The organism is Novosphingobium sp., assembly GCF_040398825.1.
In the GTDB taxonomy this organism is placed as follows: domain Bacteria; phylum Pseudomonadota; class Alphaproteobacteria; order Sphingomonadales; family Sphingomonadaceae; genus Novosphingobium.
Map to the genome: position 1 here is coordinate 1 of NZ_JBBATI010000008.1, position 16,030 is coordinate 16,030.

General features: G+C 64.0%; 19 protein-coding genes. 7 read left to right on the top strand and 12 right to left on the bottom strand.

What is annotated here, in order from left to right:
- Positions 1–97: 97 nt before the first annotated feature.
- Positions 98–556: an RNA polymerase-binding protein DksA gene (gene dksA, locus ABWP89_RS05970; RefSeq protein ID WP_353227916.1), complete on the bottom strand. Its 459-nt coding sequence runs from the start codon at positions 554–556 to the stop codon at positions 98–100.
- A 299-nt stretch (positions 557–855) separates the two neighbouring features.
- Here dksA and ABWP89_RS05975 point away from each other — a divergent pair, with 299 nt between their 5' ends.
- Positions 856–1,212 (top strand): SEL1-like repeat protein, encoded by a 357-nt coding sequence (locus ABWP89_RS05975; protein ID WP_353227917.1) that lies wholly within the window; start codon positions 856–858, stop codon positions 1,210–1,212.
- A gap of 188 nt (positions 1,213–1,400) precedes the next feature.
- On the opposite strand, the gene ABWP89_RS05980 is transcribed toward ABWP89_RS05975, so the two are convergent.
- The 5 genes from ABWP89_RS05980 to ABWP89_RS06000 are packed head-to-tail and all read right to left on the bottom strand — an operon-like array spanning position 1,401 to position 4,749.
- The gene (locus ABWP89_RS05980) at positions 1,401–2,537 is read right to left on the bottom strand and encodes a GNAT family N-acetyltransferase (RefSeq protein ID WP_353227918.1); all 1,137 of its coding nucleotides are present in this window, start codon (positions 2,535–2,537) and stop codon (positions 1,401–1,403) included.
- Complete coding sequence (locus ABWP89_RS05985) at positions 2,534–3,343, bottom strand: glycerophosphodiester phosphodiesterase family protein (RefSeq protein ID WP_353227919.1); 810 nt, start codon at positions 3,341–3,343, stop codon at positions 2,534–2,536. Before ABWP89_RS05985 ends, ABWP89_RS05980 begins: the two co-directional genes overlap by 4 nt.
- Complete coding sequence (locus tag ABWP89_RS05990; RefSeq protein WP_353227920.1) at positions 3,315–3,794, bottom strand: RidA family protein; 480 nt, start codon at positions 3,792–3,794, stop codon at positions 3,315–3,317. Before ABWP89_RS05990 ends, ABWP89_RS05985 begins: the two co-directional genes overlap by 29 nt.
- Positions 3,791–4,438, bottom strand: a complete 648-nt coding sequence (locus ABWP89_RS05995; RefSeq protein WP_353228042.1) for an HAD family hydrolase — start codon at positions 4,436–4,438, stop codon at positions 3,791–3,793. The genes ABWP89_RS05990 and ABWP89_RS05995 overlap by 4 nt, the downstream gene beginning before the upstream one ends.
- Before the next feature lie 5 nt (positions 4,439–4,443).
- On the bottom strand, positions 4,444–4,749 hold the full coding sequence (locus tag ABWP89_RS06000) for a DUF3572 domain-containing protein (RefSeq protein WP_353227921.1): 306 nt from the start codon (positions 4,747–4,749) through the stop codon (positions 4,444–4,446).
- Between the two features lie 40 nt (positions 4,750–4,789).
- Between ABWP89_RS06000 and ABWP89_RS06005 the strand changes: the two genes are divergently transcribed.
- Positions 4,790–5,152 (top strand): response regulator, encoded by a 363-nt coding sequence (locus tag ABWP89_RS06005; RefSeq protein WP_353227923.1) that lies wholly within the window; start codon positions 4,790–4,792, stop codon positions 5,150–5,152.
- 105 nt (positions 5,153–5,257) lie between these two features.
- On the opposite strand, the gene ABWP89_RS06010 is transcribed toward ABWP89_RS06005, so the two are convergent.
- Complete coding sequence (locus tag ABWP89_RS06010) at positions 5,258–5,644, bottom strand: RidA family protein (RefSeq protein ID WP_353227924.1); 387 nt, start codon at positions 5,642–5,644, stop codon at positions 5,258–5,260.
- A 98-nt stretch (positions 5,645–5,742) separates the two neighbouring features.
- Positions 5,743–6,831 carry a serine hydrolase domain-containing protein gene (locus ABWP89_RS06015; protein ID WP_353227926.1) on the bottom strand — a complete coding sequence of 363 codons (1,089 nt, stop codon included), beginning with the start codon at positions 6,829–6,831 and terminating at the stop codon, positions 5,743–5,745.
- 120 nt (positions 6,832–6,951) lie between these two features.
- Between ABWP89_RS06015 and ABWP89_RS06020 the strand changes: the two genes are divergently transcribed.
- From ABWP89_RS06020 to ABWP89_RS06030, 3 genes are read left to right on the top strand one after another with little or no spacing between them, the layout of a single operon-like run.
- Positions 6,952–7,191: an acyl carrier protein gene (locus ABWP89_RS06020; protein ID WP_353227927.1), complete on the top strand. Its 240-nt coding sequence runs from the start codon at positions 6,952–6,954 to the stop codon at positions 7,189–7,191.
- 10 nt (positions 7,192–7,201) lie between these two features.
- Positions 7,202–8,449, top strand: a complete 1,248-nt coding sequence (gene spt, locus ABWP89_RS06025) for a serine palmitoyltransferase (RefSeq protein WP_353227928.1) — start codon at positions 7,202–7,204, stop codon at positions 8,447–8,449.
- Positions 8,449–9,300: a GDSL-type esterase/lipase family protein gene (locus ABWP89_RS06030; RefSeq protein WP_353227929.1), complete on the top strand. Its 852-nt coding sequence runs from the start codon at positions 8,449–8,451 to the stop codon at positions 9,298–9,300. Before spt ends, ABWP89_RS06030 begins: the two co-directional genes overlap by 1 nt.
- On the opposite strand, the gene ABWP89_RS06035 is transcribed toward ABWP89_RS06030, so the two are convergent.
- Positions 9,275–9,931, bottom strand: a complete 657-nt coding sequence (locus ABWP89_RS06035; RefSeq protein ID WP_353227931.1) for a YqaA family protein — start codon at positions 9,929–9,931, stop codon at positions 9,275–9,277. The genes ABWP89_RS06030 and ABWP89_RS06035 overlap by 26 nt on opposite strands.
- Before the next feature lie 415 nt (positions 9,932–10,346).
- Here ABWP89_RS06035 and ABWP89_RS06040 point away from each other — a divergent pair, with 415 nt between their 5' ends.
- Both ABWP89_RS06040 and ABWP89_RS06045 read left to right on the top strand, forming a co-directional pair.
- A complete protein-coding gene (locus ABWP89_RS06040; protein ID WP_353227932.1) occupies positions 10,347–11,411 on the top strand; it encodes an outer membrane beta-barrel protein in 1,065 nt (354 codons plus the stop codon).
- A 228-nt stretch (positions 11,412–11,639) separates the two neighbouring features.
- Entirely contained in the window at positions 11,640–12,794 is a 1,155-nt protein-coding gene (locus tag ABWP89_RS06045) for a GNAT family N-acetyltransferase (protein ID WP_353227934.1), read from the top strand.
- A gap of 2 nt (positions 12,795–12,796) precedes the next feature.
- Here ABWP89_RS06045 and ABWP89_RS06050 read toward each other — a convergent pair whose 3' ends face one another.
- From ABWP89_RS06050 to hslO, 3 genes are read right to left on the bottom strand one after another with little or no spacing between them, the layout of a single operon-like run.
- Positions 12,797–14,371, bottom strand: a complete 1,575-nt coding sequence (locus tag ABWP89_RS06050; protein WP_353227935.1) for an MFS transporter — start codon at positions 14,369–14,371, stop codon at positions 12,797–12,799.
- Positions 14,346–15,074, bottom strand: a complete 729-nt coding sequence (gene queC / locus ABWP89_RS06055; RefSeq protein WP_502915247.1) for a 7-cyano-7-deazaguanine synthase QueC — start codon at positions 15,072–15,074, stop codon at positions 14,346–14,348. The genes ABWP89_RS06050 and queC overlap by 26 nt, the downstream gene beginning before the upstream one ends.
- Positions 15,075–15,109: 35 nt before the next feature.
- Positions 15,110–16,024 carry an Hsp33 family molecular chaperone HslO gene (gene hslO / locus ABWP89_RS06060; protein WP_353227937.1) on the bottom strand — a complete coding sequence of 305 codons (915 nt, stop codon included), beginning with the start codon at positions 16,022–16,024 and terminating at the stop codon, positions 15,110–15,112.
- Between the last annotated feature and the right edge of the window lie 6 nt (positions 16,025–16,030).

The following is a 16,030-nucleotide window of genomic DNA, read 5'->3' on the forward strand; positions in this document are numbered from 1 at the left end:
GCCCGACCACCACAGCATGATGGTATCATTGGTGGTCGGGCGGGGCGGCGGGGCGGGTGGTCTGACTGCACGTCAGTGCAGTTTCACATCATTCAAATCAGTTATCCCGCGAAACCTTTTCGCGGCGTTCGTGCGCCTGTTGCGCCTCTACCGTCATGGTGGCGATCGGGCGGGCGACCAGCCGGCCCAGGCCGATCGGTTCCCCGGTCACTTCGCAATAGCCGTAATCGCCTTCATCGATCCGGCGCATCGCCGAATCGATCTTCGCGATCAGCTTGCGCTGGCGGTCACGGGTGCGCAGTTCAATGCCCCAGTCGGTTTCGCTGGATGCACGGTCGTTCAGATCGGGTTCGCGGATCGGCCCTTCCTGCAGCGCCGACAACGTGTCGACCGAGGCGGAGAGAATCGAGCGTTTCCATTCAAGCAGCAGGCGCCGGAAATAATCCTGCTGCTGTTCGTTCATGTATTCTTCGTCTTCACTGGGAAAATAGTCACCCGGCAATGCCCGCCGGGCTTTGGCCAATACGTCGATTTCGTCACTCAGCACCCCAGCCATCCGGCCCTCCGCATTCGTGCCTTACGACCCTTGCCCGTTCGCCAATCAGGCACGTGGTCCGTGGTTGACGGCGCCTATAGGGCGCGGGCGATCCGCACACAAGCCATTCCGCCATCCTCTTTCGCCGATGCCCCCGTTTGGGCATGACCGAAAAAAATGTGCACGAATGCAGCTCAACCGGCAAAATCTTGCCGCTGTTAACCATATGTTGACCATACCAGACGAACTTGGCCCCATCGCGCTGATCGCCGGGCATGACGCCCTTGGACACGGGCGCACGGCATGGGGAATATCGGGCAATGGAACAGGTTCGGATCAAGCTGGTCGGCGGAACAGATACACAGACCGCAAGCGATTGCAGCACGCAGGATGCGTTACGCGACGCGCTGGTGGCGCAATGCCTGGCCGCCGCACAGGCGGGCAACAGCGATGCACTGTTCGATCTGGCCATGGCGTTTTCAACCGGCAGCCACGGGATCACGGTCGATCTGATCGAAGCGCACAAATGGTTCAACCTGGCCGCGGTCGGCGGGCACGAGGATGCCCCGCATTGCCGCGCCGATCTGGCCGAAGAAATGACCGCGCGCGAAATCGCCGAAGCCCAGCGCCGCGCGCGCGAATGGCTGCGTGACGGAAACGCCCGCCGGGTGGCGTGAATGAGCCCCTCCCATCAGGGGAGGGGTTGGGGAAAGATGTCCAACGCGGACAATGGCGTGCGCGATCGCGACGTCGCACACCCCAACCCAACCCTTCCCCTGAGGGGAAGGGCTCTAGATTCAGTGCATTGCACTGACTATCGGTGTCTCTGCAAGCCGATCGAACCGAAGACCAATCCCTTCTAGGATCACTCCGTTTCCTGCCGAAACGGCGTGCGCTGACCCAGCCATTGCTGATCCTGCGCCACGCCGGCGCGTTCGCGCACCAGAAAATCGGCCACCGCGCGGCGGAACTGCGGATCGACAATGTGGTGCGCCGACATGGTCTGCACCGGTTCATAACCGCGCGCCAGCTTGTGCTGCCCTTGCGCGCCAGCCTCGACCCGCGACAGCCCCAGCGCGATTGCCGCATCGATCGCCTGATAATAGCACAGTTCGAAATGCAGGAACGGCTTGTCGATAACCGATCCCCAGTACCGCCCGTAAATCGCATCGCGGCCGATGAAATTCAGCGCGCCGGCCACCGCCTGCCCATCGATGAACGCCATGACCAGCAACACCGCATCGCCCAGCGTTTGCCCGAACAGGTCAAACGCCGCGCGCGTCAGATAGGGCTGCCCCCATTTGCGCGCGCCGGTATCCTGGTAAAACACCCAGAACGCATCCCAGTGTTCGGGGCGGATATCGCCCCCGCGCAGCGCGCGAATCTCCACCCCGGCCTGGGCGTTGGCGCGTTCCTTGCGCAGGTTCTTGCGCTTGGCCGATGACAGCGCGCCCAGAAAATCATCGAACGTGGCATAGCCGCGGTTTTCCCAGTGAAACTGGATATCGGCGCGCAGCAACCAGCCCGCCGCATCGAACATCGCCACCTGGTTGGGCGCGATGAACGTGGCATGCGCCGATGACAGATCGTGTTCGCGCGCCACCTGTTCCGCCGCCGCCAGCAGCACCGGCGCCAGTTCGGGGCGATCCCCCAGCAGCAGGCGCGGGCCGGTTGCGGGGGTAAACGGCACGCTGATCTGCAATTTGGGGTAATAGCGCCCGCCCGCCCGCGCCCACGCATCGGCCCACGCATGGTCGAACACATATTCGCCCTGGCTGTGGGTTTTCAGGTACGCGGGCAGCGCAGCCAGTGGATGGCCGGTTTCATCCTCGATCACGATCGGCAGCGGGCTCCACCCGCTGCGCCCACCGACGCTGCCCGACAGTTCCAGGCTGGTCAGGAACGCGTGGGACACAAACGGGTTGTCGCTGCCCGCCATGCGGTCCCAATCGTGCGCGGCAATGTCGCGCACCGCGCGGTGGATGCGCGCCACATGGGTCATGCTTTGCGCGCCGTGCCAGCCAGGATCATCGCCAGCCCGGTGCCTTCGGCAATGGGGGCATCGGCGCGCGTTTGCGCCCGCGCCATCCGCGCCGGATTGTCCACCGTCCAGGTCAGCAGCGGGATACCGCGCCGCCGCTGCCCCTGGGGAAACGACCCCGCCAGATCATCGATATCATAGGCCAGAAAATCGGGCCGTGCGCGCCACAGCGCCAGATGGCGCCGCGCCTTTGCCCCCAGCGTGCGCCAGTTGGCCTCTGTCATCACCAGCCCGCGCACCATATGGGGCGAATAGCGGCGGAACCAGGCCGCCACGCGCGGGTCAAAGCTCATCACCGCGACCGGCCCGGCATAACCTTCCAACGCGCGGCGCACTGCCAGGCACAGCGGGGCGATGCGGCGCCCGCGCGCGATCTTCACCTCGATCAGCAGCGGCACGCGGCCATCGACCTGGCGCAACAGATCGCTCAGCAGTTGGATGGTGTCGGTGCTGCCCGACAGCGCAATCGCGGTCAGCGCGGCGGCGGTGGCATCGGCAACCCGGCCGGTCTGCCCGGTCAGACGCGCCAGATCTTCGTCATGAAATACCACCGCCTGGCCATCGCGCGTGCGTTGCACGTCGCATTCGATGCCCAACCCCGCACCGATCGCCGCAGCAAATGCCGACGCGCTGTTTTCCACCCGCCCGGCGGCCGGATCATGCCACCCGCGATGGGCAAACGCGCCAGACCGCAGCCAGTCGCACCGGCCCGCGCGCGGGGCCGGTACGAGCCAGCGGTCAATGAGCGCGAACAGCAAAAACAGCATCGATTTCCACCGCAGCGCCCAGCGGCAGGCACGGCACGCCGACCGCGCTGCGCGCATGGCGACCGGCATCGCCAAACGCCAGCACCATCAGTTCGCTGGCGCCATTGGCCACCTTTGGCTGATCGGTAAAGGTGCTGGCGGAATTGATGAACGCACCCAGTTTGACCACGCGTTCGACCCGGTCGAGCGACCCCAGCGCGGCCTTTACCTGCGCCAGCAGCATCAGCCCGCAGGCCTGCGCGGCGGCCTGCCCCGCCTCAACGCTGACATCCTCGCCCAGCCGGCCGGTGACCAGCTGCCCGACGACAAACGGCAACTGGCCCGACACATGCAGCAGCCCGCCGGCCAGTACGGTCGGCACATAGGCGGCGACCGGCGCGGCGGGCACGGGCAGGACATGGCCGGCGGCGGCGAGCTTGTCAGCGACAGAATCGACGACGGGATCGGTCATGAACATTCTCCGTTGATATGCGCCATGACCCAGGGCAGCGCGTCTGACCATGCGTCAATGCGGGCATCGGCATGGCCGGCCGCATGCGCACAGGTGATGTGCGGGGCCAGCAGGGGCTCCCCACACAGATGCAGCCGCCGCACATCGGGGGCGATTTCCAGCACAGAGGCGTGGTGTTGCGGCAGATCGTCGATAAACACCGCGCGCGACGGGCGGTATTCTTCGATAATCGCGCGCAGCGCCGGGCCTTTGGGGCCCTGGTTGGTAAACACGCGGGCATTGATGCCGTGATCGGCCAGTTGCCGCGCGCGCGCATCACGCCGTTCATCGTTAAGGTTGGTCAGGATCACCACATCGGCATGCGCAGAAATGGTGTTGATCGCATCGACCGCGCCGATGATCGGATGCTGCCGGTACATTTCGGTATCGAAAAACAGCCCCAGCATGCGCCAGATTTCGGTCGGTTCCACCACCCGGCCATCGCCATAGCGCATGGCCTTGCCAAAATCGTTGTCGGTCATCACGAAATCAATGCCGTGGCATTCGGCCAGCCAGGCCTTGTACGGCGCGACCATGTGCAACAGCACTTCATCGCAATCGCTGATGACCAGCGGACGGTTTTTTGGCGCACGGCCCGTTACCATGGTATTCAACGCAATTTCTCCCATGCCGCGCCCAGCACCGCGGGCGCAACGCCCAGGTGGTCTGCCGCCGCGATCAGATCGGATTCGTGGTTGGCCAGAAATTCCAGCACCGCGCCCATCACCGCCGGGTCATTGACCCCGGCGCGCAAGGCATCGGGGGTGAGCCCGGTCATATCCATAAACCGGCTGGACAGCGCATCATCGCCCAGCACGAACACCAGCGCGCCCAGCGCCAGCGCCATCGGGTCGGTCGGTGAAGAGGGTTCACGAATGATTGCCAGCGCCCTTTCGCATGCATAGACCAGTGGCATCGGTTGTCCAACGCCGCCCCTACAGCAATAAGGCCGATCCGTGGCAAAAAGAATTCTGGTTGTCGAGGATAACGACCTCAACCGCAAATTGTTCGGCGATCTGCTCAAGGCCAAGGGGTTTGAGGTGGAACCGCTGGCCGACGGCCACGCGGTCATCGAACGCGCACACGCCTTTGCCCCCGATCTGGTGATCATGGATATCCAGCTGCCGCGAATTTCCGGGCTGGAACTGATCGAGGCGATGAAACGCGACGAGGTGCTGCGCACGATCCCGATCCTGGCGGTCACCGCCTATGCCGGCAAAGGCGACGAAGACCGCATCCGCGAAGCCGGCGCCGAAGGATACCTGGCCAAGCCGGTATCGATCATGCCGTTTTTGCAAGCGGTGAACCAGTTGATTTGATTGTCAAAAGCTGCAAAATTTCGCGCCGCCGCACCAACGCAACCAAGCGGGATGCCGGGTCAAGCCTGGCAAGACGATGAAATTCAGGGCAGCGCGTGACACCCGTTACCCGACCACCGCCACCAGTTCGATTTCCACCAGCATGTCGGGATCGAGGAAGGGTTTGACCTGGACCAGGCTCAGCGCCGGGCCGTGGCCGCCGAACACCGCGCCGTGCGCGCGGCCGACCGCTTCCCATTGGGCCACGTCGGTCAGGTACACGCGGCTTTGCACAACAGCTGCAAACGACGATCCGGCATCGGCCAGCACCGCGCCCAGCTTTTCCAGGATGACCGTGGTCTGGCGTTCAAAATCGCCCTTGCCCACCACCGCGCCGCTGGCATCGGTGGCGGCGGTTGCCGAAATATACACCAGCCCACCCGCGACCACTGCGCGGGAATAGCCCATTTTCGCTTCCCACGGGGAACCGGTTGAAATGCGCGTGATGGTCATGGTTATACTCCCTTGAAGTGATGCCGGCCCGGCATGGCTGCGCGATAAGGCCGCCGGCGATCGCGCTCAACCCGCCATGGCGGTGCTGCCGAAGTTCATCACAACCCCGGCACCAGCGCGGTCAGCACGGCGCGGTCCGCCGCATCGCCGCCCATATCCGCCCCGGCATTGGCGACCACCAGCACGCCGGTGCCATCGCGCGGAAACAGCACCGCCATGGCGTACCAGTTGGTGTCGGACCCGGCGTGGACCAGCGCCGGGCCGGCATGCCCGGCGTATTCGTCAACCACTTCCCAGCCCAGGCCATAGTGACCATCACCATGCGCGGTCTGCATCCGGTGATAGCCGCCGGGTGTCAGCAACCTGCCCGCGCCGCGCGCGCCCGCCAGTTGGTCCAGCGCAAATCGGGCCCAATCGTCCAGCGGCAGGACCAGGCCGCCCGCCGGGGCAAAAAACGGCGGATTGGTGTCATCCGGCCCGGTCGGGTGGCCGTCGCGATGCCCGCGCGGTTCGCCCGCGCCAGTGGTGCCAAACCGCGCGCGGGCAATGCCCAGCGGCGCCAGCACTTCGCGCTGCAACAGCGTTTCATAGGGTTCGCCGGTCACCGCCTCTGCCATCGCTGCCGCCACCAGATAGCCGGTGTTGGCGTAATGGAACGATCCGTCACGATCCACCGGCGGATCGGCCAGCGCGCGCACCACATAGCGCAGCCGTTGTTCGCGCGGGGTGCCCGGCGCCGCCGGATCAAACAGCGCAGCGCGCCCGACCGGATCGATCAGATCGTGCGGCAGCCCGGCGTGGTGCGACAGTAGATCGGCCAGCGTCGCGCGTGCATAGTGCGGGTGCATGACGTTGGCCCATTCGGGCAACATCGCGCCGACGCGGTCTTGCCAGTGCAGGCGGCGCTGTTCCACCAGCCGCCCAATCAGCGTCGCGGTCATCGCCTTTATATCCGAACCGATGTGCCAGGGGTCATCGGCGCGCACTGGATCATGGCCGTCATTGTCGCGCACGCCCTGCACGGCCAGTGCAGCAATGTGCCCATCGCGCAGCACCACCACGCCCATTGCCGGCACACGCGTGCCCGCCATCGCCGCCGCCAGCACGGCATCCGCATCAGCGGCGCGCGCCGGCGGCGCGACCAGCGCCACCAGCCCGATCAGCCATGCCAGAATGCCCTGTTTCATCGGTTTCATCCGTTGCCCTGCGTGGCTATGCTTGACAAGCGCGGGGTTAAGCCGCTTTTCCGCCGCAATCGTCTGGCATGCCCGCCCGATATGGCTGGCCAGCCCAATTGGAGAACCTGAATGGATCGCGCCGAAACCCGCGCCCGGATTGCCACACTGCTGGAACCATTCAACAAAAAGGGCGTGGCCCTGACCGATGCGACCACCTTTGCCGGCGATCTGGAATGGGACAGCCTGACGGTGATGGATTTTGTCGCCGCGATCGAAGACGAATTCGATATCATCATCAGCATGAACCAGCAGGCCGAAATCGAAACCTATGGCCAGCTGGTTGACGCCGTCATCACTATCAAGGGCTGACCCACCGACCATGACCGACATTGCGACCCAAGCCGCTCCAGCAGCCGAATCAACCCCGGCCACCGACCTGTTTTCCAAATTCGACGGGTTGATCGAACAGCGCCGCGCGCTGCTGTCCACCGGGCTGACCGATCCGTTCAACCTGGTGATGGAACGGGTGGTGTCGCCCACCGTGGCCATCTGCAACGGGCGCGAAACGATCCTGCTGGGCACCTACAACTACATGGGCATGACGTTTGATCCCGATGTGATTGCCGCCGGAAAAAAGGCGCTGGATGAATTCGGGTCGGGCACCACCGGCAGCCGCGTGCTGAACGGGACGTATGCGGGCCACCGCGCGGTTGAGGACGCCTTGCGCGAATTTTACGGCATGGATCATGCCATGGTGTTTTCCACCGGGTACCAGGCCAATCTGGGCATTATCAGCACGATCGCGGGCAAGGGCGATTACATCGTGCTCGATATCGATAGCCATGCCTCGATCTGGGATGGCTGCAAGATGGGCGACGCCGAAGTCGTGCCGTTCAGACACAACGATATCGAAGCCATGGAAAAACGCCTGCGCCGCATTCCCGCAGGCGCGGGCAAACTGGTCATTCTCGAAGGTGTCTATTCCATGCTGGGCGATATCGCCCCGCTGAAAGAGATGGTGGCAGTGGCCAAGGCGCACGGCGCGATGGTGCTGGTGGATGAAGCGCATTCGATGGGCTTTATCGGGCCCAACGGGCGCGGTGTGGCCGAAGACCAGGGCGTGCTGGACGATGTCGATTTCATTATCGGCACGTTTTCCAAATCGGTTGGCACAGTCGGCGGCTTTTGCGTGTCGAACCATCCCAAGTTCGAGATCCTGCGGCTGGTGTGCCGGCCTTATGTATTTACTGCCAGCCTACCCCCCAGCGTGATGCACACCGCCGCCACGTCCATCCGCAAGCTGATGCATGCCGGCGACAAGCGCGCGCATTTGTGGGAAAATTCACGCATCCTGCACGCCGGGCTGATGGAGCTGGGGTTCAAACTGGGCACGCAAACCCCGCAAAGCGCGATCATTTCGGTGATCATGCCCGATCTGGAACGCGGCGCGGCGATGTGGGAAGCGCTGTTGCACGAAGGGCTGTACGTCAATCTGGCGCGGCCACCGGCGACACCGGCGGGGATGACGCTGCTGCGCTGTTCGCTGTGCGCGGAACATACCGCCGACCAGGTGCAGACCATCATCGGCATGTTTGAACGCGCGGGCAAGGCGATGGGCATCATCTGATGCCGCGCGCGCTGGCCATGCTGGCGCTGGCCGCCACCATGGCCACGGTGGCACCGGCCCAGGCCCGTCAAACGGCCGGTGCCCCGCCGCCATCGCCAGCGGCGGTTGCACCCGAAGCGGTTGCCGCGCCGGTGCTCGCGCCCGATGCGGTAACCGCGATCACCGCGCAACCATGCGCCCCGCCCCCGAATGCGCCCGCCGACTGGGCGGCGCTGTGCCGCTATCACGATGCCAACCGGGCGCTGGCCACGCCCCCGCGCGTCGTGCTGATCGGCGATTCGATTACCGAAGGGTGGATCAGCACCGATCCCGCACTGTTCACTGCCGACGTGGTGGACCGCGGCGTGTCAGGGCAGACATCGGTGCAGATCATGGCGCGATTCTATCAGGATGTGGTGCGGCTGCACCCGCGCGTGGTGCATATCCTGTGCGGCACCAACGATATTGCCGGCAACACCGGCCCGACCAGCCCCGATGCCTTTGCCAATGCGGTGCTGGCGATGGTCGACATGGCGCGCGCCAACCACATTGCGGTGGTGCTGGGGTCGATCCCACCCGCCGGCGCGTTTGGCTGGCGCCCCGGGTTTCGCCCGGCGACGCAGATCACCGCGTTCAACCAGTGGCTGCGCGATCTGGCCCGGCAACGCGGTCTGGTCTATGCCGATTATCACAGCGCGATGGCGGATGCCGCCGACGCGATGAAGCCCTGGCTGTCAAGCGACGGAGTGCACCCCAACGCCGCCGGTTACGCCCTGATGCTCCCCATCGCGCGCGCGGCGATTGCCGAGGCCGAGGCGCCGGCACCGATCGCAGCGCGCCAAGATTTCAGGCCGCCGGTGCGGCGGCGCTGATTGCCGGCATCGCCGCCCCGGAACAGGCATCGATGACCCCGGTATGGTGCCCGGTCAGCAGCGACACCGCGACAAATCCGCCGATCACCAGCGCGACAAAGCCCAGCGTCACCCAGATCAGATAGCGATCGATAAATGCCTTGATTGGCGCGCCGAACAACCGGAACAGCACACCCACGATCATGAAGCTGATCGACCGCGAAATCAGGCTGGCGACGACGAAGGTGGCGATCGGCACCCCGACAAACCCGGCAGTGATCGTCACCAGTTTAAACGGGATCGGGGTGACGCCCTTGCCGATGATCAGATAGAACGCATTGGCGCGCAACTGGCACGCGGCATAAGGAAAGCTGTGCGACAGATGCAGCAGCGACAGCAATTGGGCGCCGATGCTGGCAAACAGGAAATGCCCGATGGCATAGCCCAGCAATCCCCCTGCGACCGAACCCAGCGTGGCGATCGCGGCAAAGCGCACCGCGCGTTTCGGATCGGCCAGACACATCAACCCCAGCAGTGGATGCGGCGGGATCGGAAAAAAGCTGGCCTCGACAAACGCAAACAGCGCCAGCCAGGCGCCGGCATGGCGATGCGCGGCCTTGGCCAGGGTCCAGTCGTAAAGGCGGCGAAGCATGGCATATCCCGAATGAAGCGGTGTGGTGGCGGTGCACTATCGCGCCAACCGGTACAGCACCAGTTGTAAAGACCAGGCAAATGGCGCGGCGACAAACAGCAAAAAAGGTCAGCGATGGAAATCGACCCGGGCCGATTCGCGCTTGTTTGCATTGCAGCGGAGCCGATATCGTCTGCTTGCCACCTTTTTACGGGCGAGCAGGCGCAAAAGCCGGGTACGGTTTGCGACCAACAGCCGCAAAAAGCCCGCAGTTCGGGGGCAATGCCGCCACACATGCGGGCAACAACGGCGACATGCGCGGGTACAGTGGCCAAGATGCCACACAATCGCCAATACCGCGCTTGCGAAATTATGATCAAAACGCTAATGACCGGCCACGACGCGGCAAAATTTACCTATATCAAGGGGAACGAAAATGCGGAAACTGGTCCTGGGCCTTGCCCTGGCAACTACCGCCATGGCGACTCCTGCGTTCGCACGCAGCGGTCAGTGGTATGTCGAAGGTGAAGCTGGTCCTTCCATTCTGGAAACCGCAACCGGTGGCAGCGGCAACACTGCCGGCACGCTCAGCTACAAAACCGGTAGCACTTTCAATGGCGAAGTCGGTTACGATTTCGGCATGTTTCGCCTTGAAGCGGAAACCGGATACCGCACCAACCGCAACAAGGTGTTGACGGTCAACGGTGTGTCGCAACCTGCGTTCAACTCCACCCACGTGTGGGACGCGATGCTGAATGGCCTGGTTGATTTCGGACCGGACAACGGCCTGCAGGGCTTTGTCGGCGGCGGCGCAGGTGTTGCGCGCGTGACCGCCAATCTGCCGGGTGTCTTCTATGGTTCGGACAGCAAGGCTGCCTGGCAGTTGATTGCCGGTGTCCGCGCGCCGATTTCGTCACACGTGGACGTTGGCCTGCGCTACAGCTACTTCAACGTCAACGGCCTGTTCAAGAACGACCCAACCGCCGGCGGGATCAATGCAAAGTACCGCCAGCACTCGATCATGGGCACGCTGACCTACAACTTCGGTGGTGCACCGGTTGCAGAACCGGCAGCAGCGGCTCCGCCGCCGCCCCCGCCGCCGCCGCCGCCTCCCCCGCCGCCCCCGCCCCCGCCGCCCCCGGCGCCGGTGTGCAACAAGGGCCCGTACATCGTGTTCTTCGATTGGGACAAGTCGGACATCACGCCCGAAGCGGCGACGATCCTCGACAACGCGGTCACCTCGTATGGCAATTGCGCCAGCGTTCCGATCCAGCTCGATGGCTACACCGACCTTTCGGGTACGGTGAAGTACAACCTGGCTCTGTCGGCACGCCGCAACACTTCGGTTCAGGGTTACCTGACCGCGCACGGGATCCCGGCAGCGGCGATTTCGACCAAGGCCTTCGGCAAATCCAACCCCCGCGTTCCGACCGCCGACGGCGTTCGCGAACTGCAGAACCGTCGCGTGGAAATCACCTACGGTCCGGGTGCGGGCAACTGATAGCGACAATGCCGGGGTGGCCCACCGCCACCCCGGTTATCGCCTGATACGAAAAAGGCCGGAGCAATCCGGCTTTTTTTGTGCCTGCAATCCGCGCGCAACGGCGCGGGGTCACTTGGCTTTTCGGGCAAAGCGGGGCAAGGCGGTCCGCCATGGCGGGATGGCCTGGGTGAGACCTGTGATCGGCTGCGAACGTGACGACAGGAATATGGACATGACGGAGCTGACATGGGTGAACTGACGATCGTACCGATCAACAGCCAGAGCGAACGCAAGGAATTTGTCGATCTGGCCTATCGCCTGAACGCCGGCGATCCCAATTGGGTGCCGCCGCTGCGGATGGAGGCGATCGAGCTGGTCACCCCAGGCAAGAACCCGTTTTTCGAACATGCCGATGTGCAGTTTTTCATCGCCCGGCGCGATGGCCGTGCGGTGGGGCGCATTTCCGCGCATATCGATCATCTGGCTGTGGCGATGGACCCGCGCCAGGGTATGGGCCCGGGCACCGGCAACTGGGGCCTGCTGGAATCCGAGGATGAAGCGACCGCGCTTGCGCTGATCGCACGCGCCGAACAGTGGTTGCGCGACCATGGCATGACCCGCGTGCTGGCGCCGATGTCGATGTCAGTCTGGGAAGAACCGGGCCAGCTGACCAAGGGGTTTGACCATCCGCCCACGGTGATGATGGGCCACCAATCCGAACGCTATAACGACTATATCAAGGCGGCCGGCGGCTATACCCCGGAAAAGCTGTTGCGCACGTATGAGTTGGACATCACCCACGCGTTTCCGCCGCTGATCCAGCGGATTATCCAGTCGGGCGAAAAGAACCCGCGCATCCGCATCCGCAATGTCAGCCGGGCAAAGTTTGATACAGAGGCCGCGCTGATCCTCGACATCCTGAACGATGCCTGGTCGGACAACTGGGGCTTTGTCCCGTTCACCGACACCGAAATCAAATATGCCGGCAAAAAGTTCAAACCGATCGTGCACGAAGACCTGATCATGGTCGCCGAATACGATGGCGAACCGGTCGCCTTTATGATGACGCTGCCCGATCTGAACGAGGCGATCAAGCCGATGGGCGGCAAGCTGTTCCCGTTCAATTTCATCAAGCTGTTGTTGTGGCTGCGCAAACCGCGCGTGCGCACGATGCGTGTGCCGCTGATGGGCGTGCGCAAAAAGCTGCAGTCATCGCGGCTGGCCAGCCAATTGGCATTCATGATGATCGAATATATCCGCCGCAATTCGGTCACGCGCTATGGCGCCAGCCGCGGCGAGATCGGCTGGATCCTGGATGACAACCGGGGGATGGTGGCGATCGCCGACGCCATCGAAAGCCACGTCAACAAGGAATACACGATCTACCAGAAGATGCTGTGATATCAGCTGATTTCTGCTTCCTTGCGCGCCAGGTGCCGCCAGGCAAACGCCAGCGACACCAGCGCGAACGGGATCACGCAAGTAACCGCGACCAGCCCGGCCCACAGCGAATGGGTCGATTGCGAAATACGCCCCGCTGCATAAGGCCCCAATGACAGCCCCAGCATCGTCGCCCCCAGAAAAAACGACGCGCTGGCGGTGGCGCGCAGCCGGGGTGGGACGACATTGACCACGGTACCCGCCGAACTGCCCAGACCGGCGCTCAGCAGGAACCACAGCGGAAACACACCCCAGTAAAACACCGTCAACGCATGCGTGGACATCATCACCGCTTGCGGGATCGTGGCCAACGCGATCGCACCCATGATCACCAGCACGCGCCGCGCATGATGTACCCCGCCCGACAGCCAGTCACCCAGCCAGCCGCCGGCGATCGTGCCCAGCGCGCCGCCCGCCGCACCGCCGCCGCCAACAATCAGCGCGACTTGCGCAGGGGGCGCGTGAAAGGTCTGCATCGCATAGAGCGGCCCGAACGCGCTGGCGGAATAGGCCAGCGCGCACAACAGACCATAGCCGACATTGACCCCGACCAGCGCCGGATTTTTCCAGATCAGCGCAAACCCGTCGGGATCATCGTGCCGCATCGACTGCGCCCATGACACCACCGCATAGACGCCTGTCCCCAGCACGAACCATTGCGCCGGATCACCCAGCACCCGCGTGAGCCCCGCCGCGACCAGCATGATCGCCAGCAAAGACAGCACGTTCGATCGCAATTTGGCCGGCCCGCGCCGGGCTGCCGCCCACAGCGTGAACGGTGGCGCAATCGTCGCCAGATCGTGCGCAAACGCGCGCCAGGCCTGTGCGGCCGGCATATCGGGCGCCACTGTCACGGCTTCAAACCGGCCACGCGCGGGTTCACGCAACGATGCCACCCACAGCGCCATCACCAGTCCCGGCAACCCCAGCCCCAGGAACGCGGCCTGCCACCCGGCCAGCCCCAGCGGCCGTGCGCCGGCGGCAAAGGCATGATCCCAGCCATGCGCAAGGCTGGTGCCGAGCGACAGCGCCATGCCGCCGCCGATGTAAATTCCGGCGGTAAAGATCGCGATCACTGTCGCGCGGCGGCGCGGTGGAAACAGATCAGACAGCAACGAAAACCCGCACGGGCCAGCGGTCGCCTCGCCCACGCCCACCCCGATCCGCGCCATGCCGATCTGGGTAAAATTGCCGGCCAGCCCTGACAGCGCGGTCATCGTCGACCAGGTCGCCAGCCCGATCGCCAGCAGCCGTTTGCGCGACCAGCGATCGGCCAGCTTGCCCAGCGGAATGCCGAATACCGAATAGAACACGCCAAACGCGGTGCCGTACAGAAACCCGAACTGCGCATCGGATATGCCCAGGTCATGCTTGATATCGGGGGCCAGAATGGTGAGCATCTGGCGATCGATGAAATTGAGCGCATAGACCAGCACCAGCACCGCCAGCGCATACCACGCGTACGCTTTGCCCGGGGGATTCCCCGGGGCAATATCTGGCATCTGCGGCGATTCAGCCGTCAGCGCATCCTTCGGCATAGACCGTGCCATCCTCCAACCCCGCTTCTGCAAAGCCCGCTGCACGCAACCGGCAGCTGTCGCACAGACCACAGGCCCGGCCATCGGGCGTGGGATCATAACACGACCAGCTGTCGGCACTGTCCAGCCCAAGCCGCTGGGCCTGGCGGGCAATGTCGGCTTTTTTCAGATGTTGCAGCGGGGCATGGATGGTGACCGTGCCGCCGCGATCGCCATAGGCGGTGGCGATGCGGGCAAGGCTTTCAAATCCGCTGATGAATTCAGGCCGGCAATCGGGATAACCCGAATAATCCAGCGCATTGACCCCGATAAAGATATCGCCCGATCCCGCCGCCTCTGCCCAGGCAAGGGCGAGCGACAGAAACACCAGGTTGCGCGCCGGCACATACGTCACCGGGATGTCCGGACCAACGCCCTGCTTTGGCACCGCGATATCCGCCGTCAGCGCCGATCCGCCAAACGCGCGCAGATCCAGTGGCAACACAATATGCCGTTCCACGCCGATAGTGGCGGCCAGCCGCCGCGCGGCATCGATTTCCACCCGGTGCCGCTGGTTGTAATCGAACGTCAGCGCCAGAATGCGATAGCCCTGTTCGCGCGCCAGGCCGGCACAGACCATCGAATCGAGCCCACCCGACAGCAGCACCACCGCCAAAGGTTGATCGTCTGCGTTGGGTGTTTGCGCCGTGCCGGTTTCACTCATGACCATGGGCTAACCCGGTCGGGCACCTTTGGCAATCACAGGTCGAGATCAATCAGGAACTGGCGCGAACAGAACGCGCAATCGATTTTCACCAATCCGTCCTCGTCCAGCATCTCGCGCTGCTCATCCACGCCAAACCGGGTCAGCACCTGGCGGTAATAATCGGCGGTGCAGCGGCAACCGCGCACCAGCGGTGGCCCGTGATCGACGCGCACTTCGCGCTCTTCATGGAACAGGCGCCAGGCCAGCGATTCCAGCGACAGGCCCGGATTCAGCAGTTCATCGCGCCGCACCGATCCGCCCATGATCGCCAGATGGTCCCATTCGGGATGATCGAGCCGGGCATGCAGCCGTTCGCGTCCCTCTTCGCCCTCGGGCAGGTGCTGGATCAGCAGTCCGCCCGCCACGGCATGCGGCCCGGTGCAATCGACCGAAACACGGATCAGCGTCGGCACTTGTTCCGATTGCAGAAAATAGCTTTCGCACGCGCTGGCCAGTGTATCGCCTTCCAACGGCACGATGCCCTGATAGCGTTGCCCGGTCGATGCCAGATCGAACGTCACCGCCAGAAAGCCCTGCCCGAACAGCGCGTGGAGCGACGGATTGGGGCCCAGTTCATCCAGCCGGGCGCGATCATGGCGGGCATAACCGCGCAGTTCACCGCCGCGATAATCACACACCAGCAGATCAACCACGCCTTCGCTGTTCTGCACTTGCAGCGTCAATTGCCCCTCCGGGTCTTTCAGCAGCGAGCCCAGGATCGCCGCCAACACCAGCGCTTCTGCCAGCAGATTGCGGATGGCCATTGGATAGGCATGCGCGGCCAGCACGGTTTCCAGCACCGGGCCCAGCCGCACCAGCCGCCCGCGCGCATCGCGGTCGGGCACGGTGAACAGCAGCGTACGGTCAAACCCGGTTTCGGGATCACCCGCAATCGGCGCGGTGGACATCGGTTC